The 25,575-nt window shown below is 71.3% G+C and carries 18 protein-coding genes, 1 tRNA gene and 2 pseudogenes; 4 read left to right on the top strand and 17 right to left on the bottom strand.

The window, feature by feature from the left end; all coding sequences use genetic code 11:
• The 3 genes from K4G64_RS17595 (at window position 1) to K4G64_RS17605 (ending at window position 3,595) form a co-directional block, all read left to right on the top strand.
• Window positions 1-1,476 (top strand): ATP-binding protein, encoded by a 1,476-nt coding sequence (locus K4G64_RS17595; protein WP_221757003.1) that lies wholly within the window; start codon window positions 1-3, stop codon window positions 1,474-1,476.
• 471 nt (window positions 1,477-1,947) lie between these two features.
• Window positions 1,948-2,145, top strand: coding sequence for a helix-turn-helix domain-containing protein (locus tag K4G64_RS17600; RefSeq protein ID WP_221756987.1), 198 nt, complete (start codon window positions 1,948-1,950; stop codon window positions 2,143-2,145).
• Window positions 2,146-2,209: 64 nt separating this feature from the next.
• On the top strand, window positions 2,210-3,595 hold the full coding sequence (locus tag K4G64_RS17605) for a tyrosine-type recombinase/integrase (protein WP_221756988.1): 1,386 nt from the start codon (window positions 2,210-2,212) through the stop codon (window positions 3,593-3,595).
• Window positions 3,596-3,642: 47 nt separating this feature from the next.
• On the opposite strand, the gene K4G64_RS17610 is transcribed toward K4G64_RS17605, so the two are convergent.
• From K4G64_RS17610 to bldG, 12 genes and pseudogenes are all read right to left on the bottom strand, one after another.
• Window positions 3,643-3,716: transfer RNA gene (locus K4G64_RS17610), tRNA-Thr, on the bottom strand.
• A gap of 119 nt (window positions 3,717-3,835) precedes the next feature.
• A complete protein-coding gene (locus K4G64_RS17615) occupies window positions 3,836-5,458 on the bottom strand; it encodes an alpha/beta hydrolase (RefSeq protein WP_221756989.1) in 1,623 nt (540 codons plus the stop codon).
• Between the two features lie 176 nt (window positions 5,459-5,634).
• Window positions 5,635-6,840: a DNA polymerase III subunit delta' gene (locus tag K4G64_RS17620; protein WP_221756990.1), complete on the bottom strand. Its 1,206-nt coding sequence runs from the start codon at window positions 6,838-6,840 to the stop codon at window positions 5,635-5,637.
• Between the two features lie 713 nt (window positions 6,841-7,553).
• Window positions 7,554-7,784, bottom strand: a complete 231-nt coding sequence (locus tag K4G64_RS41420; RefSeq protein WP_374206421.1) for a pentapeptide repeat-containing protein — start codon at window positions 7,782-7,784, stop codon at window positions 7,554-7,556.
• A gap of 466 nt (window positions 7,785-8,250) precedes the next feature.
• Window positions 8,251-10,287, bottom strand: a pseudogene (tmk, locus tag K4G64_RS41425) (dTMP kinase); the annotation flags it as partial.
• A 154-nt stretch (window positions 10,288-10,441) separates the two neighbouring features.
• Window positions 10,442-13,291 carry a type I DNA topoisomerase gene (gene topA / locus K4G64_RS17630; RefSeq protein ID WP_221756992.1) on the bottom strand — a complete coding sequence of 950 codons (2,850 nt, stop codon included), beginning with the start codon at window positions 13,289-13,291 and terminating at the stop codon, window positions 10,442-10,444.
• Between the two features lie 247 nt (window positions 13,292-13,538).
• A complete protein-coding gene (locus tag K4G64_RS17635) occupies window positions 13,539-13,736 on the bottom strand; it encodes a hypothetical protein (protein WP_221756993.1) in 198 nt (65 codons plus the stop codon).
• Between the two features lie 267 nt (window positions 13,737-14,003).
• On the bottom strand, window positions 14,004-15,542 hold the full coding sequence (locus tag K4G64_RS17640; RefSeq protein ID WP_221756994.1) for a methyltransferase: 1,539 nt from the start codon (window positions 15,540-15,542) through the stop codon (window positions 14,004-14,006).
• Window positions 15,543-15,762: 220 nt separating this feature from the next.
• Complete coding sequence (locus tag K4G64_RS17645; RefSeq protein ID WP_221756995.1) at window positions 15,763-16,353, bottom strand: small secreted protein; 591 nt, start codon at window positions 16,351-16,353, stop codon at window positions 15,763-15,765.
• 192 nt (window positions 16,354-16,545) lie between these two features.
• Window positions 16,546-18,951, bottom strand: coding sequence for a sodium-translocating pyrophosphatase (locus K4G64_RS17650; protein WP_221756996.1), 2,406 nt, complete (start codon window positions 18,949-18,951; stop codon window positions 16,546-16,548).
• 272 nt (window positions 18,952-19,223) lie between these two features.
• Complete coding sequence (locus K4G64_RS17655; RefSeq protein ID WP_221756997.1) at window positions 19,224-19,661, bottom strand: ATP-binding protein; 438 nt, start codon at window positions 19,659-19,661, stop codon at window positions 19,224-19,226.
• Between the two features lie 122 nt (window positions 19,662-19,783).
• Window positions 19,784-20,125 carry an anti-sigma factor antagonist BldG gene (bldG, locus tag K4G64_RS17660; protein WP_221756998.1) on the bottom strand — a complete coding sequence of 114 codons (342 nt, stop codon included), beginning with the start codon at window positions 20,123-20,125 and terminating at the stop codon, window positions 19,784-19,786.
• A 78-nt stretch (window positions 20,126-20,203) separates the two neighbouring features.
• Between bldG and K4G64_RS17665 the strand changes: the two genes are divergently transcribed.
• Entirely contained in the window at window positions 20,204-22,759 is a 2,556-nt protein-coding gene (locus K4G64_RS17665; protein ID WP_260460587.1) for a DEAD/DEAH box helicase, read from the top strand.
• Window positions 22,760-22,851: 92 nt separating this feature from the next.
• On the opposite strand, the pseudogene K4G64_RS17670 reads toward K4G64_RS17665, so the two are convergent.
• The 5 genes and pseudogenes from K4G64_RS17670 to K4G64_RS17690 form a co-directional block, all read right to left on the bottom strand.
• Window positions 22,852-23,148: pseudogene (locus tag K4G64_RS17670) on the bottom strand (Rv3654c family TadE-like protein); the annotation flags it as partial.
• The gene (locus K4G64_RS17675; RefSeq protein ID WP_031103557.1) at window positions 23,145-23,504 is read right to left on the bottom strand and encodes a TadE family type IV pilus minor pilin; all 360 of its coding nucleotides are present in this window, start codon (window positions 23,502-23,504) and stop codon (window positions 23,145-23,147) included. The pseudogene K4G64_RS17670 and the gene K4G64_RS17675, both read right to left, overlap by 4 nt.
• Complete coding sequence (locus tag K4G64_RS17680; protein WP_030846096.1) at window positions 23,491-23,700, bottom strand: DUF4244 domain-containing protein; 210 nt, start codon at window positions 23,698-23,700, stop codon at window positions 23,491-23,493. Before K4G64_RS17680 ends, K4G64_RS17675 begins: the two co-directional genes overlap by 14 nt.
• A gap of 77 nt (window positions 23,701-23,777) precedes the next feature.
• Complete coding sequence (locus K4G64_RS17685) at window positions 23,778-24,569, bottom strand: type II secretion system F family protein (protein ID WP_221756999.1); 792 nt, start codon at window positions 24,567-24,569, stop codon at window positions 23,778-23,780.
• Window positions 24,566-25,438, bottom strand: coding sequence for a type II secretion system F family protein (locus K4G64_RS17690; protein WP_221757000.1), 873 nt, complete (start codon window positions 25,436-25,438; stop codon window positions 24,566-24,568). Before K4G64_RS17690 ends, K4G64_RS17685 begins: the two co-directional genes overlap by 4 nt.
• Window positions 25,439-25,575 lie beyond the last annotated feature (137 nt).

Raw genomic sequence — 25,575 nt, forward strand, 5'->3', positions numbered from 1 at the left:
GTGTCCGAGGACGAGAAGACTCCCGCCCGCCAGATCATCACCGACTACGCGCAGCGGCATTTCCGGTACTTCCGCACCATCGACGGCACCGTCTACGCCCAGCGCAACGGCCACCCCGTCGCCCGGCCCATCCGCTCCCAGGGCACCACCGGCAGCCACCGCCAGGAACTCATGGTCGGCCTCTACAAGGACGGCATCGGCGTGTTCAACGGCACGGCACTCAAGGAGGCACTGGACTTGATCGAAGCACTCGCCCTGACCGAGGACGTACAGCCCACCCACATCCGCGTCGCCCCCGGATTCGACGGCGCGACCTGGCTCGACCTCGGGCGGACCGACGGCAAGTCCGTCCGCATCCACCCCACCGGCTGGGACATCCTCACCCCCGACCCGCAGGAAGTCTGCTGGCGGCGCACCCAGCTCACCGGCGAACTCCCCCTGCCCGCCAAAGACACCAATGGCAAGGGCATCGACCTCCTGCTCCGGTTGTGCAACTTCGCCGGCGCCGAAATCGAATGCCTGGCCATCGCCTGGCTGATCGGCTGCCTGGAACCCTCTGTCCCCGTCCCTGCACCCTTCCTCACCGGCCCGCAAGGGGCGGGCAAGTCCACCGGCGGACGCATGCTCGTGCGGATCATCGAAGGGATGAGCGGCGACCTGCGCCGCGCCCCCAAAGACGAGGAGAACATGATCACGGCCGTTGCTGCCGGCTGGGTCACCGCCCTGGACAACCTGTCCCACCTGCCCCCCGACCTGTCCGACCTCATGTGCTGCATCGTCACCGGTGCCGAGAGCATCAAACGCGCGCTGTTCACCGACGGCGACGTCGTCCGCTCCCGCTACCGGCGCCCCATGCTCCTGACCGGTATCGACGTCGGCGTCATCCGGCCCGACCTCGCCGAACGCCTCCTCCCGCTCCGCCTCGTACGCCCCCGGGTGCGGCGCACCGAGGCAGAACTGTGGGCCGAGTACGCCGAGATCCTCCCCTTCGTTCTCGGCTCCCTGCTGGACCTGACAGTGAAGGTGCGGGCCGCGCAGGCGGACACCCCCACCGACCTGCGCATGGCCGACTTCGCCCACCTGTGCGCCCAACACGACGCGGCTACCGGCTTCAACTCCCTTGCCGCGTACCGGGCCAGCCTCGACGACCTCAACGACGACGTCATCGAAGGCGACCTGCTCGCGCAGACGGTCCTGAAACACGCCGGCAGGCTCGACGCGGGAGCGGAGGTCCGTATGGCGTCCTCGGAGTGGCTGCACCTCCTCACCACCCTCTACAGCGGTGAGGAGTGCCGTCCCCTGCCCAAGGGCTGGCCCACCACCGGCAAGGTCCTCTCCGACCGCCTCAAGCGGCTCCAACCGACCCTCGCCGCACGCGGCGTCCTCATCGACTGGGGACGCACCAGCGCCGCCCGCTACATCGAAATGACCCGCGCCGCCGCGCTCGCCCTCAACCATCAGGAACCGGCGTTCTGACCGCGCCGACCGGACAAACAAGAGGAGCACCCCGCACGGCGCCCGGTGCTCCTCTTGTTGTTCCGGCGGCTTGCCGCCGCATAGGCGTGCCGCCGCGCGGCTCCGCATTCACGTTCTGAGCCGCGCACCACCACAGACACCACCCCCCTTTTTCCTAAGGGAAGAGACCTTGCGTCACCCACGTCACCAGCCACCCGAATCCGTGCGCTGACCAGCGGTTACGACCGTGACGCAGACGGCCGAACCCAGCGTCACGGCCCGTCATCCGTGTCACACGTGACAGAACCCCGCCCCGGCCTGTGACACGCCCCGACTTGCCCGCGTCACCGCATAACCACAGGTCAGAGCCACAAATGACGGGCGTGACGCGATGACGCAGACATCCGAACCTCGGACAGACGCAGGCACCCGCACCCATCATCGCCCCAACTTCTCAGAGCACCCCGAGCAACCTCCGAGGAGAGACACCTGATGACCACCGCCCTGGCACCCGACCAGCTGCTCTACACCCCCAAGGAGGCCGCCACCGTCCTCCGATTCGGCCGCTCCACCGTCTACGAGCTGATGGCCGAAGGATCTCTGAGGTACGTCAAGCGTGGCCGTTCCCGCCGCATCCGCCGAAGCGACCTTGAGGCCTACGTGAACAGCCTCGAAGCCGTGCCCAACTGACCCACCCGCACCGAGGCGGCCCCGGACCAGTCATCCGGGGCCGCCTCCCGCATGGAGGAGCACATTGAGCCCCCGCAACCCGAACATGGAATCGTCCATCTACGAGGGCAGCGACGGCTGGTGGCACGGCCGCGTGACCATGGGCCTCAAGGACGACGGCAGCCCCGACCGCCGCCACCGCAGGGCGCGGACCGAAAGGGAAGTGAAGCGCAAGGTCCGCGAGTTGGAGGCGCTCCGCGACAAGGGGCGCGCACCCAAGGCCGGCCGCAAGCCCACCGTGGAGACGTGGATGACCACGTACCTGACCGACATCGCTTCCCTGAAGCTCAAGCCCCGTTCCCTGGACGACTACTGGTCCAAGACCCGCAACGACATCATCCCCGGCATCGGCAAGCACCGGATCGACAAACTCCAGCCGGAACACCTTGAGCGGATGTACCGCATCATGCTCGACGAGGGACACGCACCGTCTCACGTGCTGAAGGTGCACCGCATCCTGTCCCGCGCCCTGAAAATCGCCCACCGCCGCCGGCTCATCGTCGAGAACGTGGCCACCCTGGTGGACCCGCCCACCGTTGACGAGACGGAGGCCAACCCCTTCACCAAGGAAGAAGCCAAAGCCTTCCTGGAAGCAGCGGCAAAGCGGCCTACCTTCATGCGGTGGTGCGTCGGTGTCGGCATGGGCTTCCGCCAGGGTGAGACGCTCGGCCTGCGGTGGCCGTACGTCGACTTCGGCAACGAGCTGTTCCACCCTCAATGGCAACTCCAGCGGCTCACGTGGCGCCACGGCTGCAAGGACCCTCACGCGTGCGGAGAGCGGCTCCACCGCTTCGACCCGTGTCCGCCGGACTGCAAGGCGCACAAGAAGTACAAGCGCGGGTGCCCCAAGCCCTGTCTCAAGGACTGCACGAGGCACGCGAGCGTGTGCCCCGAGCGGAAAGGCGGCGGTCTGGCCTTCACACGGCCCAAGACCAAGAAGAGCCAGAACCCGGTGCCCATTCCACCGCCGTTCCTCCCCTACCTGCGCGAGCACCAAGCCCGGCAAGAAGAGATGCGCACCGCGGCCGGAGACGCGTGGGAGGAACACAAGCTGGTCTTCACACGGCCGGACGGCCGCCCCCTCGACCCCCGCCAGGACTGGGAGGAGTTCAAAGAGCTACTCAAGGAAGCCGGAATCGACGACCGCCGCCTCTACGACGGCAGCCGCCACACCGCCGGCACGATCCTCAACGAACTCGGGGTGGACATGCCAACCATCATGGAGATCCTCCGGCACACCCAGATCAGCCAGACCCGCCGCTATGTGAAGGGAAGATCACACCTCTCCAAGGACGCGATGCGCCGCATGGGAGACCACTTCATGCCTGGCCCGGAACCCACAACTGAGACCAGAACTGAGACCGTGGACCGCCGAGCAGCACGCGCCCAGCGGCGGCGCCGCATCCGTTAAAAGCAAAAGCCCCAGGTCACGGCGAGTGAGTCCCAGGGCTTCCACAGAGCCGCCTTCGGGATTCGAACCCGAGACCTACGCATTACGAGTGCGTTGCTCTGGCCATCTGAGCTAAGGCGGCGCGCTGTCCGCACCATGGTGCGATCAGCAACGTCGGTAAGTCTACACAGTTTCGGAGGGTGCTCCGCACCAGCCCCGGAGGCGGCCCTTCCGGGGCTGGGAGCAGGGCTGTGAGCAGCATTATGAGCAGCGCTTTCCGTCCGTGGGCGGGATGCCCCGTAGGAGGTACGCGTTGATCGTCCGGTCGATGCAGGAGCTGCCGCGGCCGTAGGCCGTGTGGCCGTCGCCCTCGTAGGTCAGCAGGCGCGCCGAGGAGAGCTGGCCGGCCAGGGCCTTCGCCCAGCGGTAGGGCGTCGCGGGGTCGCGGGTCGTGCCGACCACGACGATGGGTGCGGCGCCCTTCGCCTCGATGCGGTGCGGCTCACCCGTGGCCTGCACCGGCCAGTACGCGCAGTTCAGCGCGGCCCACGCGAGGCCCTTGCCGAAGACCGGCGACGCCTTCTCGAACTCGGGCAGGGCCCTGCTCACCTCGTCGGGGGTGTCGAAGGAGGCCGGCAGGTCCAGGCAGTTCACCGCCGCGTTGGCGAACATCAGGTTGCTGTAGGCGCCGTCGGCGTCCCGCTCGTAGTAGCCGTCGGACAGGACGAGCAGTCCGGAGCCGTCGTTCTCCTTCATCGCGGAGGTCAGCGCCTCGCGCAGCTGCTCCCAGGAGCCCTCGTCGTACATGGCCGCGATCACACCGGTCGTGGCGAGCGACTCGGTGAGCCTGCGGCCGTCGGCGTCGCCGGTGGGGACGGGCCGCCTGTCCAGCTTCGCGAAGAACGCCTTGAGGTTCTCGCCGACCCGCTCGGGCGAGGTGCCCTTGCCGCCCAGCGGGCAGTCCGTCTGCCGTGCGCAGTCCTTCGCGAACGACCGGAACGCCGTCTCGAAGCCCGCCGTCTGTTCGAGGTTCAGCCGCCGGGCCGGCAGCGACGGGTCCATCGCGCCGTCCAGCACCAGCCGCCCCGCCCGGTCCGGGAAGAGCCCGGCGTACGTCGCCCCGAGGAACGTGCCGTACGAGGCCCCGACGTAGTTCAGCTTCTTGTCGCCGAGTACCGCCCGCACGATGTCCATGTCCCGGGCCGCCTCCACGGTGGACACGTGGCGCAGCAGCCGGGGCGAGTCCGCGCCGCAGCCCTCGGCGAACGTCCGGTACGCCGCGACCAGCCCGTCCGTCTCCTTGCCGTCGTCGGGGGTGGAGTCCGTCTGCGTGTACGTGTCCATGTCCGGCCCGTCCAGACACTTGACGGGCTCGCTGCGGGCCACGCCGCGCGGGTCGACCGCCACCATGTCGTAGCGGGCCCGCACCTCGGCGGGGTAGCCGATGCCCGCGTACGCCTGTACGTAGCCGATCGCAGAGCCGCCCGGCCCGCCCGGGTTCACGAGCAGCGAGCCCAGCCGCTTGCCGGGGCCGGTGGCCTTCTTGCGGGTGAGGGCGAGCCGGACGTCGCCGGAGGACGGCTTGGCGTAGTCGAGCGGCGCCTTGAGGGTGGCGCACTCGAAGCCCGGGACACCGCAACCGCGCCAGGTCGGCTTCTGCCCGTAGTACGACGTCAGCGCCGCGGGCGTGGCCTGCGGCAGCTCGACCAGCGCCGCCTCCGCCGCCGCCGAGGCGGCTGATGTCGTCGCACTCCCGGAGGAGCAGGCGGAGACGAGCAGCGCGGCCGTGGCGAGCAGACCGGCGGCGGTCTTGGCCCGGCTTCGTGTCCTGCGGTGGAGACCACCGGAGCCGGAGGCGGAACGGGGGGTGCGCCGTGTGTACATCCAGCGAGCGTAACTCTGGGCGACGGAATGGGTGCCGTGCGTGCGTGTCGTGCCTCGTACGAGTTACGGCGTCAACCCGGAGCCGCCGGAGCGCCGGAGCCGGCCGGTTCGGTGCGGGCCGCCAGGGCCGGTCCTCTCGACGTGGGGCGGCCGGCCGGACCCGGCCCCCCGTTTCCTCAGCCCGCTCTGAGGGCCATCGTCATCGCCTCCACCGCGAGCAGCGGCGCCACATTGCGGTCGAGGGCGTCGCGGCAGGCGGCGATCGCCTCGATGCGGCGGAGCGTGGACTCCGGGGAGCTGCCGCGGGCGAGCCGCTCCAGGGCGTCCTCGGCGTCCGCGTTGGCGATGGCCACGCGCGAGCCGAGCTGAAGGGCGAGGACGTCGCGGTAGAAGGCCGTGAGGTCGGTCAGGGCGAGATCGAGGCTGTCACGCTGCGTGCGCGTTCTGCGGCGCTTCTGCTTGTCCTCCAGGTCCTTCATCACGCCCGCGGTGCCCCGGGGCATGCGGCCCCCCTGGGCGGCGCCGAGCGCGGCCTTCAGCTCCTCGGTCTCCTTGGAGTCCATCTCCTCCGCGAGCTGCTTGGCGTCCTCGGCGGCCGCGTCGACCAGCTCCTGAGCCGCCTTGAGCGCGCCACCGATGTCCTCGACGCGCAGCGGCAGCCTGAGCACGGCAGCACGGCGTTCGCGCGCGGCCGGATCGGTGGCCAGGCGGCGTGCCCTCTCGACATGGCCCTGGGTCGCGCGGGCCGCCGCAGCCGCGACGTCCGGCTCGATGCCCTCGCGGCGGACGAGCATGTCGGCGATGGCGTCGACCCTCGGCGTGCTCAGGTTCAGGTGGCGGCAGCGGGAGCGGATGGTCGGCAGGACGTCCTCGATGGAGGGGGCGCACAGCAGCCAGACCGTGCGGGGGGCGGGCTCCTCCACGGCCTTGAGGACGGCGTTGGCCGACTTCTCGTTCAGCCGCTCGGCGTCCTCGACGAGGATGATCTGCCAGCGGCCGGTCGCCGGCGACGTGAACGACTTGCGGACGGTGTCGCGCATGTCCTCGGCGAGGATCTGACTGCCGACGGCGGCGACGGAGGTGACGTCGGCGTGTGTGCCGATCAGTGCCGTGTGGCAGCCGTCGCAGAAGCCGCAGCCCGGGGAGCCGCCGAGGGCGCGGTCGGGGCTGACACACTGCAGCGCCGCCGCGAACGCGCGGGCCGCCTGGTTGCGCCCGGCGCCGGGCGGGCCCGTGAACAGCCACGCGTGCGTCATCTTCGACGCCTCGGGCGGCGGGGTGCCGGTGACGGCAGCGGTGACCAGGGCGTCGGCGTCCCGGGCGGCAGCGGCCAGCTGCTCGCTCACCCTCTCCTGCCCGACGAGGTCGTCCCACACGGTCATGGGTCACGCCGCCCTTCCGTCACGTTCCGCGTTGCGGGATCCATTGTGGGGGCGACCACTGACAACGCCTGCCGCCCCCACCTGGCCTCGCATGCGCAGGAGGCCTCAGCGCCCCCGGCCACCCCTGCCTCGGCGGCCGCGTCCGTCGTCCGGCTCCTCGTCGTGCGGTCCGAGCAGCTCGTCCGCCAGTGAGGGCAGGTCGTCCAGCGGCGTCTCCTCGGCCCAGTCGGACCGGCGGCGGCGCGGCGCCCCGTCGGCGTCGACCTGGGGCATCTCCCGCGTACGGTCCTCGGTGCCGTCGGGCCGGGGGGCCGGGGCGTCCTTGCGGAAGTACCCGGGCGGAACCCGGTCCGCCGGGTCGTCCCCGCGCACCGGCGGGAGGACGGCCGTCTCCTCGGTGTCCGCCGGCCGGACCGGGGGCAGCACCGCCGTCTCCTCGGCGTCGCCCGGCCGGACCGGAGGCAGCACCGCCGTCTCGTCGGCCGCACCGGAGGCGTCCCGGTCGGGCACCTGCGGCAGCACCTCGGTCTCGTCGCCGGCGCGAGGCGGAACAGGCGGCTTCGGCAGCTCGGCCGTCACCTCGGCCTCCGACCCGGCGGCGGCCCGGTCCGGACCCCGCTGTTCGTCCCGCACCGGGCGCAGCACGGTCGTGTCGTCTCCCGCACCACCCGGTGTCACCACCGGCGTGGGCACGGTCGCCGCGTCCTGACCGGTCACGGAACCCGCGGCACGCTGCGGAGCGGGGCTCTTCGAAGCCGTGCTCTTCGAAGCCGTGCTCTTCGAAGCCGTGCTCTTCGAAGCCGTGCTCTTCGGAGCCGTGCTCTTCGGCCCGGCCTCGGCCGCAGCCGCAGCCGCCTCGGCGAGCCGTCGGGCTTCCTCGGCCCGCAGCAGTGCCGCCTCGGCCTTGCGCTGCTTCTCCAAGCGGAGCGCCTCGGCCTCGGCACGCAGTCGCGCCTCTTCCTCGGCCTGCTTGCGGCGGCGCTCCTCCTCCGCCTTGCGGCGGGCCTCCGCCTCGGCGCGGGCCTTCTCCTCCGCGAGGAGCCGGGCCCGTTCCTCCTCGGCCTTCCGCTGCGCTTCCTCGGCGCGGCGCCGGGCCTCCTCCGCCTGCCGTTCGGCCTCGCGGCGTTGCGCCTCCTCCAGCTCGCGGCGCTTGCGCTCCTCCTCCTCGGCGCGCAGCTTGGCGAGCTGCTCCTGACGCTCGCGCTCCAGGCGCTCCTCCTCGGCCTTGCGGGCGGCCTCTTCCTCGGCCTTGCGGCGGGCTTCCTCCTCGGCCTTCCTCCGCGCCTCCTCCTGGGCCTTGATCTCGGCCTCGGACAGCGGCAGCACCTGGTCGAGCCGGTGCCGGATGACCGTCGTGACGGACTCGGGCTCCTGGCCCGCGTCGACCACCAGGTACCGCCCGGCGTCGGCGGCGGCCAGGGTGAGGAAACCGGCCCGCACGCGCGCGTGGAACTCGGCGGGCTCCGACTCCAGCCGGTCCGGCGCCTCGGTGAACCGCTCGCGCGCGGTCTCCGGCGCGACGTCCAGCAGCACGGTCAGGTGCGGCACGAGCCCGTTCGTCGCCCAGCGGTTGATCCGGGCGATCTCGGTCGGCGACAGGTCGCGGCCGGCGCCCTGGTAGGCGACGGAGGAGTCGATGTACCGGTCGGAGATGACGACCGCGCCACGCTCCAGGGCGGGCCGTACGACGGTGTCGATGTGCTCGGCCCGGTCGGCCGCGTACAGCAGCGCCTCCGCGCGGTGCGACAGGCCCGCGCTCGACACGTCCAGCAGGATCGACCGCAGCCGCTTGCCCACCGGTGTGGCACCGGGCTCACGCGTCAGCACGACCTCGTGGCCCTTGGCGCGGATCCACTCGGCGAGCGCCTCGGCCTGCGTGGACTTGCCGGCCCCGTCGCCGCCCTCCAGGGCGATGAAGAAGCCGGAGGCCGCGGCTCCCTGCTCCGGGTCGTCCCCGCCGAGCAGCGCGTCCTTCAGGTCCTGCCGCAGCGGCACACCGGAACGGTCGTCGACCTTGGCCAGCACCAGGGCGGCGACCGGCAGCAGCAGGGCACCGGCCAGCATCAGCGTGAAGGCCGCGCCGCCGTGCGCGAAGACGAACTTGCCGCTCTCCAGCCGGTGCGGCCCGATCGCCGCCGCGACCAGCGGGGCGATGAGGGCGCCGAGCGCCACGCAGACCCGGACGACCGCGTGCAGGTGCTCCGTCGTGCGGGGGCGCCGGTACTCCTCGGTCTCCTGGTCGAAGAGGGTGTGCCCGACGTTGGCGGACAGGCCCGCGCCGACGCCGGCCAGCGCGAGGATCAGCAGCACGGTGGTGACGTCCGGGATCAGCCCGGCGGCCAGCAGGGCGACACCGGTGAAGGCGATGGTCAGCGCGAGCAGCCGGCGGCGCGACAGGGCGGGCACCAGCGCGGGCGCCGTGCGGATGCCGACGACGACACCACCGGTCAGCGCGGCCACGAACAGGCCGTAGAGCACCGGGCCGCCGCCCAGGTCCTTGGCGTGCAGCACGGCCACGGCGACGGCGGCCGACACCGCCGCGGCGACGGCCGCGCAGGACAGGACCAGCAGCGGCATCGCGCCGGTGCGGCCCTTGTCGGAGCCGGTGCCGGTCCTCGGGCGGCGCAGCCCCTCGAGCGGCGACCGCGCGCGCGGGGTGCGGGTGCCGGGCAGCTCCAGGAAGGTCAGCACGGACAGGGACGCGGCGAACAGCCCGGCGGCCACGTAGGAGGCGAGGGCCGCCTGGTGCTGGCCGAACCAGTCGATGCCGGCGCCCAGCAGGTTGTTGAACAGGGACGCGACGACCAGCGCGACGGCGGCGAGGGGGATCGCCACGAAGCCGGTGCGCAGCGACAGCCGGCGCAGGGCGTCCATGTGATCGGGCAGCGGCCGGACCGTCGCCCCCTCCGGCGGCGGGGCGGGGAGCAGCGCGGGCGCGGCGCTCTCCCGGCACACCGTCCAGAACCGCTCGGCGACCCCGGTCACGAAGGCCGTGACGAGGAGGACGGCCAGTGCGTTCTCCGGCATCCAGTCGATCCACAGGGGCGCGACGATGAGCAGCGCGGCGCGCAGACCGTCGGCGCCCACCATGGTCCAGCGCCGGTCGAGCGGGCCGTCCTGCGAGGTGAGCGCGGTGAGCGGACCGAGCAGAACGGCGCCGAACAGCAGCGTCGCGAGGATGCGCACCCCGAAAACGGTCGCCACTGCGAACGCCACGCCCCGGTAGCCACCCCCGAAGGAGCCTTCGGCGACGGCGGCCTGAAGTGCCAGGAGGACCAGCACGAGCAGGGCGAGGGTGTCCCCCACGCCACCCACGAGCTGTGCGCTCCACAACCGCTTCAGCTGCGGTCGTCGCAGCAGGGCGCGGACGGCACGCTCGCGGGAGTCCGCGACCAGGGCGTCGTCGGGGGCGGGCTGAGGGGCCGTTGGGTGGTCGGCTCGCGTCATGCGTTCAGCCTATCGGGAGCCACCGACACCCTGGGGGGCGCGGTCTGGCATGCGCACGCCCCGACACCGAAGTGTTGCCGGGGCGTTCGCTTTCCGAACCCTGGGCGAAGATACGGGCCGAGTGGTCCGTATTCCGAACAGGGCTCGAACGACCTCAGTCCTCCGTGGACTTGGCGGCGGTCGCCGTCTTGGCGGCCGTCTTCTTCGCGGTGGTGGACTTCTTGGCGGTCGTGGTCTTCTTGGCCGTCGTCTTCTTCGCGGTCGTGGTCTTCTTCGCCGCGGTCTTCTTGGCCGTCGTCGTCTTCTTGGCCGGCGCCTTCTTGGCCGCCTTCTTCGCGGTCTTCTTCGCCGGCCCCTTGGCGCGCTTCTCGGCGAGCAGCTCGTAACCGCGCTCCGGGGTGATGTCCTCGACGCTGTCGCCGGAGCGCAGGGTCGCGTTGGTCTCCCCGTCGGTGACGTACGGGCCGAAGCGGCCGTCCTTGACCACGACCGGCTTCTCGCTGACCGGGTCCGTGCCCAGCTCCTTCAGCGGCGGCTTGGCCGCGGCCCGGCCACGCTGCTTGGGCTGGGCGTAGATCGCCAGCGCCTCCTCCAGCGTGATCGTGAAGAGCTGCTCCTCGTCCTGGAGCGAGCGCGAGTCCGTGCCCTTCTTCAGGTACGGGCCGTAGCGGCCGTTCTGGGCGGTGATCTCCTGGCCCTCGGCGTCGGCGCCGACGACACGCGGCAGCGACATCAGCTTGAGGGCCTCGTCGAGGGTCACCGTGTCGAGGGACATCGTCTTGAACAGGGACGCCGTGCGCGGCTTGACCGCGTTCTTGCCCGTCTTCGGGGTGCCCTCGGGGAGGACCTCCGTGACGTACGGGCCGTAGCGGCCGTCCTTGGCGACGATCGTGTGGCCGGTGGCCGGGTCCGTGCCCAGCTCGTAGTCGCCGCTCGGCTTGGCGAGCAGCTCCTCCGCGAGGTCGACGGTCAGCTCGTCGGGCGCCAGGTCGTCGGGGATGTCGGCGCGCTGGTGCTGCTCGGTGTCCTTCTCGCCGCGCTCGATGTACGGCCCGTAGCGGCCGACCCGCAGCACGATGTCGTTGCCCACCGGGAACGACGACACCTCGCGGGCGTCGATCGCGCCCAGGTCCGTCACCAGCTCCTTGAGGCCGCCGAGGTGGTCCCCGTCGCCGTTGCCGGCGTCGGCGGCACCGCCGCTGACGGTGCCCTCGCCGAAGTAGAACCGCTTCAGCCACGGCACGGCCTGCGCCTCACCGCGGGCGATGCGGTCGAGGTCGTCCTCCATCTTGGCGGTGAAGTCGTAGTCGACGAGCCGCCCGAAGTGCTTCTCCAGGAGGTTGACCACGGCGAAGGACAGGAAGGACGGCACCAGGGCCGTGCCTTTCTTGAAGACGTAGCCGCGGTCGAGGATCGTGCCGATGATCGAGGCGTACGTCGACGGGCGGCCGATCTCGCGCTCTTCCAGCTCCTTGACCAGGGAGGCCTCGGTGTAGCGGGCCGGGGGCTTGGTGGCGTGCCCGTCGACCGTGATCTCCCGGGCGCTCAGTGCGTCACCCTCGGAGACCTGGGGCAGCCGGCGCTCGCGGTCGTCCAGCTCGGCGTTCGGGTCGTCGGCACCCTCGACGTAGGCCTTCAGGAAGCCGTGGAAGGTGATCGTCTTGCCGGACGCGCTGAACTCGACGTCACGGCCGTCGGCCGCCGTGCCGCCGATCTTCACCGTGACGCTGTTGCCGGTCGCGTCCTTCATCTGGGAGGCGACGGTCCGCTTCCAGATCAGCTCGTAGAGCTTGAACTGGTCACCGGTCAGTCCGGTCTCGGCGGGAGTGCGGAAACGATCACCCGAGGGGCGGATCGCCTCGTGGGCCTCCTGCGCGTTCTTGACCTTCCCGGCGTACGTCCTCGGCTGCGGCGGCAGGTAGTCGGCGCCGTACAGCTGCGTGACCTGGGCGCGGGCGGCGGCGACCGCCGTGTCGCTCAGGGTCGTGGAGTCCGTACGCATGTAGGTGATGAAGCCGTTCTCGTACAGCTTCTGCGCGACCTGCATGGTGGCCTTCGCGCCGAAGCCGAGCTTGCGGCTGGCCTCCTGCTGCATCGTCGTCGTACGGAACGGGGCGTACGGCGAGCGGCGGTAGGGCTTGGACTCGACGGAGCGGACGGCGAATTGCGTCTGCTCCAGGGCGGCGGCCAGGGCGCGGGCGTTCGCCTCGTCGAGGTGGAGGGTGTTCGCGCTCTTCAGTTGTCCCAGGGAGTCGAAGTCGCGGCCCTGCGCGACCCGCCTGCCGTCGACGGTCTGCAGGCGCGCGACCAGCGACGACGGGTCCGACGAGTCTCCGGCGCGGCCGGTCGCGAAGGTGCCCGTCAGGTCCCAGTACTCAGCCGAACGAAAGGCGATGCGCTCGCGTTCCCGCTCCACCACGAGTCGGGTGGCGACGGACTGGACGCGGCCCGCGGACAGCCGCGGCATGACCTTCTTCCACAGGACCGGCGAGACCTCGTAGCCATAGAGGCGGTCGAGGATGCGGCGGGTCTCCTGGGCGTCGACGAGCTTCTGGTTGAGCTGGCGCGGGTTGGCCACGGCGGCCTGGATCGCGGCCTTGGTGATCTCGTGGAAGACCATCCGCTTGACCGGGACCTTGGGCTTGAGCACCTCCTGGAGGTGCCAGGCGATGGCCTCGCCCTCGCGGTCCTCATCGGTGGCGAGGAAGAGTTCGTCGGACTCCTTGAGCAGGTCCTTGAGCTTCTTGACCTGCGCCTTCTTGTCGGCGTTGACCACATAGATCGGCTGGAAGTCGTGTTCGACGTCCACACCGAGGCGGCGGACCTCGCCGGTGTACTTCTCGGGCACCTCGGCGGCGCCGTTGGGAAGGTCGCGGATGTGCCCGACGCTCGCCTCGACGATGTATCCGGGGCCGAGATAGCCCTTGATCGTCTTCGCCTTGGCGGGCGACTCGACGATGACGAGTCGGCGGCCGCCCTCTGCGGTCTCGCTGGTCGGGGACAACTTCGCTCTTCTCTCCGGTCGACGCTGGGGCCTCCCCGGAGTCGCTTACCGGGGCTGGGGTACGTGGTGACGCTGCGGAGTGTGACGGTACATCCCGCCCCCGTGTCAAACGGGAAAAGCCCGCAACGGCCACTCGAACGGTAACCCGACTACCACCAATCCTGCCGCCCGGAGTGCCGGGAGCAGGGCGGTCCCTGTGCGGAGCGCGACCCCCCGGTCACCGGCCGCTGCGTCGCCGGAGCCCACCTCACAGGCGCGTGAAGCACCACGTTCCGAGCGCCAGCGCGAGCACCGAGACGACGCCGGCGAGGGTCGCCGATGCGACGGGGCTCACACCTACGGCGATGGGCCGCTGCCGGCGCACGCAGGTCACGGTCCACACCAGTAGCCCACCTCCGAACAGGGAGAACACCGCTCCCGCGAAGATCGCCGGTTCGCTCTCCATGACCCGCTGTGCCCCTTTTCCCCTGTCCGCGCATCCCCAGCCACGGGAGGCTGACACGCGCGGGCGGCGGGCAGGCGAACCCGAGGTGAACGCAGGGGCGACACGACGGTGGATCAAGGGCGTCCGGTTCCTCGTGACCCGTTTCGGACGAGGTCTTCAAATCGACTCGAATTTGTTGGCGAGTCTCCGCCACGACCTCCGGGGCCACCCCTCGGCAGCCCCTTCAGCCCCCTCAGTCACTTCAGTCCCTTCAGCCCCTCAGTTCCCTCAGCGGACCGGTTCCAGGAACCCCTGCTGGACCAGCAGCCGGATCTGGGCCGGTGTGCGGTCGCGCAGCATGACCGGGTCCTCGCCGATCAGCTGGGCGATGGCGTCGAGGATGCGGCCCGCGCTCATCGTGCCGTCGCAGACGCCCGCGAATCCCGCGCCGACGGTGTCCACCCGGGTCGCCCGGCGCATGCCGCGGTTCTGGCGCAGCACGACATGCTCGGGATCCTCCGCGCCGGGCAGCCCGACCTGCTCCTGCACGATCTCGGCGGCGAGCCGGAAGTGTCCTTCAAGCAGGGCGGCGTCGTCGTGGTCGCGCAGGTGGTCGAGCCGGTCGAAGTGGGCCCGGATCGTGTCGCCGAGCGGCTGCTCGACCGGGTGCGGCCACTCCTCCACCGTGAGCGAGGGCACGGCCGCGCCCGTCTTGCGCAGGGTGATCCAGCCGAAGCCGACGGCCTTCACCTTGCGCGCCTCGAACTCGTCGAGCCATGCGTCGTACCGCGCCTGGTACTCCGCCGTGTCGCCCTGGTGGTCACCCGCGTCACGCAGCCACAGCTCGGCGTACTGATTGATGTCCTGCACCTCGCGCTGCACGATCCACGCGTCGCAGCCCCGGGGCACCCATGACCTGAGCCTGTCCTGCCAGTCCTCCCCTTCCACGTGCTGCCAGTTGGCGAGGAACTGCGCGAACCCGCCCTCGTTCAGCCGCTCCCCTGCCTCCTGAACGAGCGTGCGGCACAGATCGTCCCCGCCCATCCCGCCGTCGCGGTAGGTGAGCCGCGCGCCGGGGGAGATGACGAAGGGCGGGTTGGACACGATCAGGTCGAAGGTCTCGTCGCCGCGGACCGGTTCGAAGAGGGAGCCCTGGCGCCGTTCGACCGCCGCGGTGCCGGACAGCGCCAGCGTGAGAGCGGTGATGTGCAGGGCGCGCGGATTGAGGTCGGTGGCCACCACGCGGGTGGCGTGCTGCGCCGCGTGCAGGGCCTGGATGCCGGAGCCCGTGCCGAGGTCGAGCGCCGCGGCGGCGGGCGTGCGGACGGTGATGCCGGCGAGGGTCGTGGAGGCGCCGCCGACTCCGAGGACCACGCCTTCCTCACGTCGGCCGATCCCGCCGGCGCCGCCGACCGCGCAGCCGAGGTCCGACACGATGAACCAGTCCTCGCCGCCGGGCCCGCCGTAGGGCCGGACGTCCACGGTGGCGGCGAGTTCGTCCGCGCCGACCCGGGTCAGCCAGCCGCTCTCCAGGCAGGCGTCCACGGGCAGGGCCTCCGCCACGCGCGCATGCGGCACGGGCTGCTGGAGCAGGAACAGCCGGACGAGCATCTCCAGGGGCGTGTCCCCGCGGGTCGCCCGGAGCGCGGGCACGGTCTCGCTCCGGGCCAGTGCCGCGTACGCGGGGGCGCCGAGCAGTTCGAGCAGCCCGTCGGCGGTGAAGGAGGCCGCGAGCAGGGCGTCCCGGAGCCGGGCGGCGACATCGGGACGGTCGGAGGCGGGCAGCGGGGGCAGGGGTGACTGGCTGGCGTTACTCACGCCCCCCATTGTGGCCGCCGGTGCGGGTGCCGCACCTGCCCGTGCGGGGGACGGCACGCATTCCCGCCGCACGGCGGCGTTCCCGCCGTACGGCACCCGTTCCCGTACGACCCCGGTTCCCGCCGTACGAGACCGGTTCCCACCGTACGGCGCATCAGGCGGCGTCGGTCACCTACGACTCAACAGTCGCTCCTGCACCACCGCGCCGCCCGCCGCTGCGGGCCTCAGCTCAGCTCTGGGTGGTCCCCGCCGGCGCCGTGGCCGCCTTGCAGCTGGGCTGCTTGGCCATCGCCTGGCCGACCTCGCCCTCCTCCAGGTTCTTGAGGGCGTCGTTTCCGCTCTGGCTCAGCTTGTCCAGCTCGGTGGCGATGTCCTTCAGACCGTCGGCGAACTTGCCCTGGTCCTTCGTGTCCAGGCCGTCGACCTGCTTCTTCAGAGAGGCGTACGAGGCGGAGATCGCGTTGAGCTCCTTGACCGCGTCCTGCTGCTTCTTCTCGCCGTTCTCCACGTCAGGGGCCCCGGCCTTGTTCACAGCGGTCCCGATCGCCTTGTAGGCGTCGGACATGTCCTGGAAGGCCTTTGCGTCGGTCTTCTGGACGTCCTCGGGCGTGCTGTTGTCCGAGGTCTCCTTCTGGATCGCCGCATTGGCCGACTCGATCTTCTTGGCCTGCGGCTGTACGGCGTCACAGACCTGCTTGGCCCAGGAGTCGAGCTTGTCGTTGCTGTCGTCGCCGCCGCAGCCGGACAGCGCCAGTACCAGTACCGCACCGCCGGACAGTGCGGCCGCGAGCTTCTTGTTCACCGGTTTGGTCCCTTCCATGGCTCTCGGCCCCGGAACATACACGCCAGATGCACGGCAACCGCACGCCGAGCACCTATTAAGACCCTTTTGTAACCTTTTGCACCAAGCGAGAGAAGGCTCACGCGTGAGCGTGTACCCACACAGCGCGGGCGGGCGACGCGCCAACGCGCGCCACCCGCCCGCACCTTGAAACGGGGCTCGGAATCCTCCCTACGAAACCACCGCCGGATCGGCCGACTTGGGCTTTGACCCGGCGTTGTCCTCGTCACCCATCGCGATTCCGCGCCGCTTTGACACGTACACCGCCCCGGCGATCACGAGGAACGCGAGGGCGGCGACCAGAATCCGCACCCCGATGCTCTTGTCCGGACCGTAGGAGAACTTGATCACCGCGGGCGCGATGAGCAGCGAGACCAGGTTCATGACCTTCAGCAACGGGTTGATCGCGGGCCCCGCGGTGTCCTTGAAGGGGTCACCGACCGTGTCTCCGATCACGGTCGCCGCGTGCGCCTCGCTGCCCTTGCCGCCGTGGTGTCCGTCCTCGACGAGTTTCTTGGCGTTGTCCCAGGCGCCACCGGAGTTGGCGAGGAACACCGCCATCAGCGTGCCCGCGCCGATCGCGCCCGCCAGGAATGCGCCGAGCGCTCCGACGCCCAGCGTGAACCCGATGAAGATGGGCGCCATCACGGCCAGCAGACCGGGCGTGGCGAGCTCGCGCAAGGCGTCCTTGGTACAGATGTCGACGACCTTGCCGTACTCCGGTTTCTCGCTGTAGTCCATGATCCCGGGCTTCTCACGGAACTGCCGCCGCACCTCGTAGACCACGGAACCCGCCGACCGCGACACGGCGTTGATCGCCAGCCCCGAGAAGAGGAAGACGACCGCCGCGCCGGCGATGAGCCCCACGAGGTTGTTGGGCTGCGAGATGTCCATCATCAGGCTCATCGGGGCGCCCTCCCCGCTGAGTTTCTCGCCCACGTCCCGCGCGCCGGTGAAGATCGCGTCGCGGTACGACCCGAACAGCGCCGCCGCCGCGAGCACCGCCGTGGCGATCGCGATGCCCTTGGTGATCGCCTTGGTGGTGTTGCCGACCGCGTCCAGGTTGGTGAGCACCTGCGCACCCGCGCCCTCGACGTCACCGGACATCTCCGCGATGCCCTGCGCGTTGTCGGAGACGGGCCCGAAGGTGTCCATCGCGACGATCACACCGACCGTGGTGAGCAGACCGGTGCCGGCCAGCGCCACCGCGAACAGCGCCAGCATGATCGACGTGCCGCCGAGCAGGAACGCCCCGTACACGCCGAGGCCGATCAACAGGGCGGTGTAGACGGCGGATTCGAGACCGACGGAGATACCGGCGAGGACGACGGTGGCCGGGCCGGTGAGCGAGGTCTTGCCGATGTCCCTGACGGGCCGGCGGGTGGTCTCGGTGAAGTAGCCGGTCAGTTGCTGGATCAGGGCGGCGAGCACGATGCCGATGGCCACCGCGACGAGCGCGAGGACCCGCGGGTCGCCGTCCTTGCCCAGGATCGCGGTGTCGGTGACCCCGTCGAGCTCGGAGTACTTCCCCGGCAGGTAGACGAAGACCGCCACCGCCACCAGCACCAGCGAGATCACCGCGGAGATGAAGAACCCGCGGTTGATGGCGCTCATGCCGCTGCGGTCGGCGCGCCTGGGCGCCACCGCGAAGATGCCGATCATGGCGGTGACCACACCGATCGCCGGCACGAGCAGCGGGAAGCCGAGCCCGGCGTCGCCGAAGGCCGCCGAGCCGAGGATCAGCGCGGCGACCAGGGTCACGGCGTACGACTCGAAGAGGTCGGCCGCCATGCCCGCGCAGTCGCCGACGTTGTCGCCCACGTTGTCGGCGATGGTCGCGGCATTGCGCGGGTCGTCCTCCGGAATGCCCTGTTCGACCTTGCCGACCAGGTCGGCGCCGACGTCGGCGGCCTTGGTGAAGATGCCGCCGCCGACACGCATGAACATCGCGATCAGCGCGGCACCGAGGCCGAAGCCCTCGAGCACCTTCGGCGCGTCGGCCGCGTACACCAGCACCACACAGGAGGCACCGAGCAGGCCGAGCCCCACCGTGAACATGCCGACCACACCGCCCGTACGGAAAGCGATCTTCATCGCCTTGTGCGAGACAGTGGTCAGATCCTTTTCCGGCTCGCCTGGAGCCGGAGTGGCTTCACGCGCCGCCGCGGCGACACGCACATTGCTGCGTACGGCGAGCCACATGCCGATATAGCCGGTGGCCGCCGAGAACGCCGCTCCGATCAGAAAGAACACCGACCGTCCGGCACGCTGACTCCAGTCGTCCGCGGGCAGCAGCATGAGCAGGAAGAACACGACCACGGCGAATACGCCGAGCGTGCGCAGCTGACGGGCCAGATAGGCGTTGGCGCCTTCCTGGACCGCTGCCGCGATCTTCTTCATGCTGTCGGTGCCCTCGCCGGCCGCGAGTACCTGGCGCACCAGGACCCCCGCGAGCACCAGGGCCGCCAGTGCGACGACCGCGATGACCACGATGAGGACGCGGTTGCCATCGGTCAGTACGGCGGCTGCGAGGTCGGTGGGATGGCCCGACTGTTGTGAGAGGAAAAGCCCCGCCATTCGTCCTCCTTGACGCTTGGGCTGAGCTCAAGATGTGGACGGGATTGTAGGTACCGGAACCTGATCAAAACAGAGCGCGATAAACGGAATTGGCCGTCCGAAGTAATGCCCTGAAAGCATTCCTAGGCTGCCGGAGGGCGCGCGAATGATCGTGAACGAATTCACGCGATGAACAGCACAGGACCTACTGTAAAGGCGGGCACTGACACCCGCACATGACGAAGGGCCCCACGGGTGGGGCCCTTCGGAAGAACAACGTACGCGGTGGCGGGTCAGACCAGGATCGTCGGCGGCGGCGTGGTCGGCCAGGTCATCTTGATCCGCCCGCCGTGCTGTCCCGCGCTGACCTCGACGTCGTCGACGAGTCCGCTGATGACCGCGAGGCCCATTTCGTCCTCGTCGGCCTCACCGTCGGCGTCGCCGGGTCCGGCCCCGGGGGCGCGCTCGCCGGAAACCACGTGCGGGGCCTCGTCGCCGACCTCGATGGAGAACTGCTTCTCCTCCTCGATCAGCAGCACCATGACCGGTGCCGAGATCCCGCCGGTCTGATGCAGTCCGACGGCGCGGGTGCACGCCTCGCCGACGGCGAGCCTGACCTCGTCGAGGACGGCCTCGTCCACTCCGGCCCTGCGCGCCACCGCTGCCGCCACCAGCCGGGCGGTCCTGACATGCTCGGGCAGCGCGCTGAAGCGGAGCTCAACGGTGGCCATGCATCCCCCTCGCAATCACGGGCGTGCTGTCGAGAGGCTCCGGGCCACCGAAAGCCCGGGCCCCCTCGGTCTTCACTTCTGCCGAACGACGGCCGGCCCGAGCGCACGGCCCGGGCCCGGAGTCAGTCGGTGGCCGCAACCGCTTCCTCGACCGAGGTGTGAATCGGGAACACCTTGGTGAGGCCGGTGATACGGAAGATCTTCAGAATGCGCTCCTGGTTGCAGACCAGGCGCAGGGAGCCCTCATGGGCACGCACGCGCTTCAGGCCGCCGACCAGGACGCCGAGCCCGGTGGAGTCGAGGAAGTCCACGCCCTCCATGTCGACGACAAGGTGGAAATTGCCGTCGTTCACCAGCTCGACCAACTGCTCGCGCAGCTTGGGCGCGGTATATACGTCGATTTCGCCACCGACCCTGACGATCGTGCGATCGCCCATGGTTTCGGTCGACAGGGACAGGTCCACGGATCCTCCAGCACCTTGCTATCGAGCGGTCGCCCTAGGGGCATTCGGCTTCAGCCCCTGGACGCTTCGCCAGCCGCGATGGCATTCAATCACTTACCGGCAGGCGTGCACGACGCCTTGGCTCCATTGTCCGTCACGCCAGTGACACACTCGGTGCCGATGGCCAAGAATCACCGATCCGATCGAACCCGGACGGACCCCGCCCCCCGACCCGCGCCGGGCGCGGTCCTGGACCGGCTCGCGTCCGGCCCCAGCAGGGCTTCTCGCATTACTCATACGGAGCACTTGCCCCCGCGTGAGGGTCGGCATGCCGTCTGGCCGGACCGGATCCGCGCGGAGGTCGTCGCGGCCGTGCGCGCCGCGGGCATCGAGCATCCCTGGGCCCACCAGGCACGCGCGGCCGAGCACGCCCTGGACGGCGAGTCGGTCGTCGTCGCCACCGGCACGGCCTCCGGCAAGTCCCTGGCCTACCTGGTGCCGGTCTTCTCCACCCTTCTGGAGGGTTCGGAGGCCCCGAACGGCCGCGGCGCGACCACCCTCTACCTGGCTCCCACCAAGGCTCTCGCGGCGGACCAGTGCCGCTCTGTGAAGGAACTTTCACATCCGCTGGGCAATTCCGTGCGCGCAGCCGTGTACGACGGCGATACTTCGTTCGAGGAACGCGAGTGGATCCGCCAGTACGCCAACTACGTCCTGACCAACCCGGACATGCTGCATCGCGGCATCCTGCCGTCCCACCCCCGCTGGTCCTCCTTCCTGAAGTCGCTGAAGTACGTCGTCATCGACGAGTGCCACACCTACCGCGGCGTCTTCGGCTCGCACGTCGCCCAGGTGCTGCGCCGGCTGCGCCGACTGTGTGCCCGCTACGGCGCGTCGCCGGTGTTCCTGCTGGCCTCGGCAACCGCCGCCGAGCCCTCCGTGGCCGCCCGCCGCCTCACCGGCGTGCCGGTGCTGGAAGTGGCCGACGACGCCTCCCCCCGCGGTGAACTGGTGTTCGCCCTCTGGGAGCCGCCGCTGACCGAGCTGCACGGCGAGAAGGGCGCCCCCGTCCGGCGTACCGCAACCGCCGAGGCCGCCGACCTGCTGACCGACCTCACCGTGCAGGGCGTGCGCTCGGTCGCCTTCGTCCGTTCCCGGCGCGGCGCCGAGCTGATCTCGGTCATCTCCCAGGAGCGGCTGGGCGAGGTCGACCGGTCGCTGGCCCGGCGTGTCGCGGCCTACCGGGGCGGCTATCTGCCCGAAGAACGCCGCGCTCTCGAACAAGCCCTCCATTCGGGTGAACTGCTGGGCCTCGCCGCGACGAACGCCCTCGAACTCGGCATCGACATCTCCGGCCTCGACGCGGTCGTCATCGCCGGCTACCCGGGCACGCGTGCCTCCCTGTGGCAGCAGGCGGGCCGCGCCGGACGGTCCGGCCAGGGGGCGCTGGCCGTCCTGGTCGCCCGCGACGACCCGCTGGACACCTTCCTCGTCCACCACCCCGAGGCCCTCTTCGACCAGCCCGTCGAATCGACCGTCCTCGACCCCGACAACCCCTACGTGCTGGCCCCGCACCTGTGCGCGGCCGCCGCGGAGCTGCCCCTGACGGACGAGGACCTCGCCCTGTTCGGCCCGGCCAGCGAGGGCCTCCTGCCCCAACTGGAGGCCGCGAAGCTGCTGCGCCGCCGCACCAAGGCCTGGCACTGGACCCGCCGCGAGCGCGCCGCCGACCTGACGGACATCCGCGGTGAGGGCGGACGCCCGGTCCAGGTCGTGGAGACCGGCACGGGCCGGTTGCTCGGCACGGTCGACGCCGGAGCCGCGCACTCGACGGTTCACGAGGGGGCGGTCCACCTCCACCAGGGCCGCACGTACCTGGTGCGGTCGCTGGACCTGGAGGACTCCGTCGCCCTCGTCGAGGAGGCTGCCCCGCCGTACTCCACGGTCGCCCGCGACACGACGTCGATCTCCGTCCTGGAGACGGACGTCGAGGTCCCGTGGGGCGACGGCCGCCTCTGCTACGGCTCCGTCGAGGTCACCAACCAGGTCGTCTCCTTCCTCCGCAGACGGCTCATCACCGGTGAGGTGCTCGGCGAGACCAAACTCGACCTCCCGCCCCGTACGCTGCGCACCCGCGCCGTGTGGTGGACCGTGACCGAGGACCAGCTGGACCGGGCCAGGATCGACCCGGAGATCCTCGGCGGCTCCCTGCACGCCGCCGAGCACGCGTCGATCGGCCTGCTGCCCCTCTTCGCGACCTGTGACCGCTGGGACATCGGCGGCGTGTCGATCCCGCTCCACCCCGACACGCTCCTGCCCACGGTCTTCGTCTACGACGGCCACCCGGGCGGCGCGGGCTTCGCGGAGCGGGCCTTCCACACCGCCCGCACCTGGCTGACCGCCACCCGCCAGGCCATCGCCTCCTGCGAGTGCGACGCCGGCTGCCCGTCCTGCATCCAGTCCCCCAAGTGCGGCAACGGCAACGACCCGCTGCACAAGAGGGGGGCGGTGCGGCTCCTCACGGTGCTGCTGGAGGGGGCTCCGGAGGAGACGGAGGGTGGTCCGGGGGCGGAGGGCGCTTCGGGAGAGAAGGCGGGTGACCTCGGGCAAGGAGGGCGCTCCCGAAGAGACGGAGGCGGCAGACGCGGTGCCTGAGCGGCCGACCCGGGACCCGGCTGAACCGCCGGAGGCCCCGCCCTCGCCCTGACCTCCGCCGTGAACGGCCCTCGTCCCGACGCCGCCGTCACGTCCGAGATCTCCCCGGCGACCTCGCACCGCACGAGCCGCACACCCTGGGCCCGGGCCACCCGGCCGGCCCGGGCGCAGGCCGCCGAACCGCCGTCGGCCCAGTGGTCCGCCGCGGCGAGCGCCGCGAGATCCGCACCGCCCGCCGCCCGATGCCGGATCACGACGGCCTGCCCGAGCGCGAGGACGACCCCGAACACCACACACAGCACGGCGATCGCCCCCACGCTCCACACGGTGGCGGACCCCTGGTCCGAACCGTGGGCCCGAACACCGGTGCATCTCCGGACCCGTCTCACGTGCCCACCGCCTCCTCCACCGACGCCACGGCCTCCTCACGCACGGCGAAGGACAGACCGCGCAGCACCGGCGGCTCGGCCACGACGGTCACCCGGACGTGCTCCGCGCCCCGGCTGACGGTCACCTTCGCCCCGGGCGGAGCCGCCTCGCGGGTCAGTTCCACGACCGCGCCGGGCGAGTCCTGCCGGGCTGCCGCACGCGCACCCGTCCGTGCCGCGTCCACACACTGGATCTGTGCGGCCACGACCAGCAGCCCCCACACCAGCGCCATCGCGAACATCACCAGCACGGGCAGCACCACCGCCGACTCCGCCGTGACGAACCCCCGGTCCGCGCCCCGCTCACATCCGCGCATTGAGGGCGTCCTTCACGATGTTCTGGAGTTCCGCGCTGACCGGGCCGCTCGTGACGACCTTGTAGAGCACCACCGCGAACGCCACCGCAGCGACGATTCCCATCGCGTACTCGGAGGTGACCATCCCCGCGTCCCTCCGCGCCGCCCGCATCCCGCACACCAGGGCACGCAGCCGTGCCCGCACCGCCTGATACATCTCAACCCCCGTAGGAAAGAGTCCGAACTTCCACACTTCTGCTGGTTGTCGCTCACTGCCTCCGGTCCGTCGCCGCCTCAGCCACCACCCCTTCCGAGCACCCCGCCCGCGAGTCCGATCACCACGGGCAGCACGCCGACCGCGATGAACGCGGGCAGGAAGCACAGCCCGACCGGCGCGCTCACCATCACGCCCGCTCGCCGGGCCCTGGCCGTCGCGGCGCGGCCCCAGTCGGCCCGGGCCTCCGCGGCGAGCCGCGCGACCGGCACCGCGGCGGGCATCCCGGACACATCGGCCCGTTCGAGCAGCCGGGCCAGACCTCCGGCACCCGGAACGGCACCCAACCTTCGCCAGGCCACGCCCGGTTCGCCGCCCAGTCGCACCTCCGCCGCACCCCGGGCGAGGGCGTCGCCGACAGGGCCGCCCAGGGCCTCACCCACCGCCTGCGCCGCGATCACCGGGCCGGCACCCGCCGCGATGCAGGCCGCCAGCAGGTCGGCGGCGAGGGGCAGTTGCCGGGCCGCCTCGGCGAGGTCGGGTGCCCCCGGTTCCGCGCCGGCCGTCTCCTGCCTCAGCCGCCACCGCCACACCCCCACCGCGACGGCCAGTCCCACGGCGGCCCCGGCGAGGCCTCCGACCAGTGCCCATCCGGCGCACACCACGCCCACCGGGGCCAGCCACGTCCGCGCGAGCCCCAGCACGGCCGGCCTCAGGGCAGGGGCCGTCGCTTCCCGTACCCCCGACAGCTCCGTCAGCCGCCGGCGCATCCTCCTGCGGCGCCGCACCTCCAGCAGCCACCGCACCAGCCATCCGCAGGCGAGCACGAGCCCCATGGTCACCCCCAGCCTGTGGACGACTTCTCCGCTCATGTCGCCGTCTCCGCGCCTCGCACGATCCGCTGCACCCACCACAGCCCCAGGCCCTCCAGCGCCCCGCCGGCCACCAGACAGCCCAGTCCCGCCCCGGTGTGCAGCAGGACGTGGAGGGGATCGGCCCCGAGGGCGGTGCCGATGAGGAGCCCCAGGGCCGGCAATCCGGCGAGCATCACCGCCGTGGCCCGGGCGCCGGCCAACTGGGCTCGCAGGTCGGACCGTTGATCCCGTTCCGCGCGCAGGGCGGCAGCGAGCCGGTCGAGCCCGGCGGCGAGGCCCGCACCCTGATCCACGGCCACCCGCCAGCACGCCGCGAGTCCCCGCAGTCCCTCGGCGCCCGGTTGCCGCGCCGCCGCGGCCAGCGCCTCCGGCACCTCACCGCCGAACCGCGCCGCCGCAAGCACCGTCGCCTGTGCGTCCGCGAGTCCGCCACAGTCCCGTGCCGCCCGCAGCAGCCCCTCACCGGGCTGGCGCCCGGCCCGCACCTCACCGGCGAGCGCCCCGCACAGCGCGATCACCGCGTCGGCCCGGCGCTCCCGGTTCCGCCGCGCCTCGCCGGCCAGCCGGGTCCGCCGCAGCAGCGGCACCCCGGCCGCCCCGAGGACGGCCGGCAGCACCGACGCCCCGAGCACCGCCAGCACCAGCCCGGCCACCGGTGACCACCACTCGGCCCGAAGCCGCCCACGGACTCGCCGCAGCCCACCGGTGATCCGCCGCCACCCGGGCGGTCCGCTCCCGACGGATGCCCCGTCCGCGAGCAGCAACCGCGCCCGCCGCGCCGCCTCCTCACGCTCACCCAGCAGCCAGACAGCCACCCCCATGCAGGCCACGGCCGCACCCATCGACATCTCAGGCACCCCCGTCATGACCCGCCTCCCCCGCCAAGGGCTGGCTGATCGGCGACAAGCACGACGGCATCCGCCAGATGTTCCGCATCATCGAGTTCGCCCGCATGATGGTCGGCACGAAGGCGATCTCCACGCTCTCCACGGGCTACCTGAAC

It is taken from the genome of Streptomyces sp. WAC04114, from assembly GCF_019733245.1.
Lineage (GTDB): Bacteria > Actinomycetota > Actinomycetes > Streptomycetales > Streptomycetaceae > Streptomyces > Streptomyces massasporeus_A.

Excerpts from the sequence above, each read along its gene's own strand:
- K4G64_RS17655 (WP_221756997.1), bottom strand. The coding sequence starts at position 19,661 with ATGGCCACCGTTGAGCTCCGCTTCAGCGCGCTGCCCGAGCATGTCAGG.
- K4G64_RS17675 (WP_031103557.1), bottom strand. The coding sequence starts at position 23,504 with ATGCGCGGATGTGAGCGGGGCGCGGACCGGGGGTTCGTCACGGCGGAG.
- K4G64_RS17665 (WP_260460587.1), top strand. The coding sequence starts at position 20,204 with ATGGCATTCAATCACTTACCGGCAGGCGTGCACGACGCCTTGGCTCCA.
- K4G64_RS17650 (WP_221756996.1), bottom strand. The coding sequence starts at position 18,951 with ATGGCGGGGCTTTTCCTCTCACAACAGTCGGGCCATCCCACCGACCTC.
- K4G64_RS17635 (WP_221756993.1), bottom strand. The coding sequence starts at position 13,736 with ATGGAGAGCGAACCGGCGATCTTCGCGGGAGCGGTGTTCTCCCTGTTC.
- K4G64_RS17645 (WP_221756995.1), bottom strand. The coding sequence starts at position 16,353 with ATGGAAGGGACCAAACCGGTGAACAAGAAGCTCGCGGCCGCACTGTCC.
- K4G64_RS17620 (WP_221756990.1), bottom strand. The coding sequence starts at position 6,840 with ATGACCGTGTGGGACGACCTCGTCGGGCAGGAGAGGGTGAGCGAGCAG.
- K4G64_RS17685 (WP_221756999.1), bottom strand. The coding sequence starts at position 24,569 with ATGAGCGGAGAAGTCGTCCACAGGCTGGGGGTGACCATGGGGCTCGTG.
- K4G64_RS17615 (WP_221756989.1), bottom strand. The coding sequence starts at position 5,458 with ATGTACACACGGCGCACCCCCCGTTCCGCCTCCGGCTCCGGTGGTCTC.
- K4G64_RS17690 (WP_221757000.1), bottom strand. The coding sequence starts at position 25,438 with ATGACGGGGGTGCCTGAGATGTCGATGGGTGCGGCCGTGGCCTGCATG.
- K4G64_RS17640 (WP_221756994.1), bottom strand. The coding sequence starts at position 15,542 with ATGGGGGGCGTGAGTAACGCCAGCCAGTCACCCCTGCCCCCGCTGCCC.
- K4G64_RS17600 (WP_221756987.1), top strand. The coding sequence starts at position 1,948 with ATGACCACCGCCCTGGCACCCGACCAGCTGCTCTACACCCCCAAGGAG.
- K4G64_RS17680 (WP_030846096.1), bottom strand. The coding sequence starts at position 23,700 with ATGTATCAGGCGGTGCGGGCACGGCTGCGTGCCCTGGTGTGCGGGATG.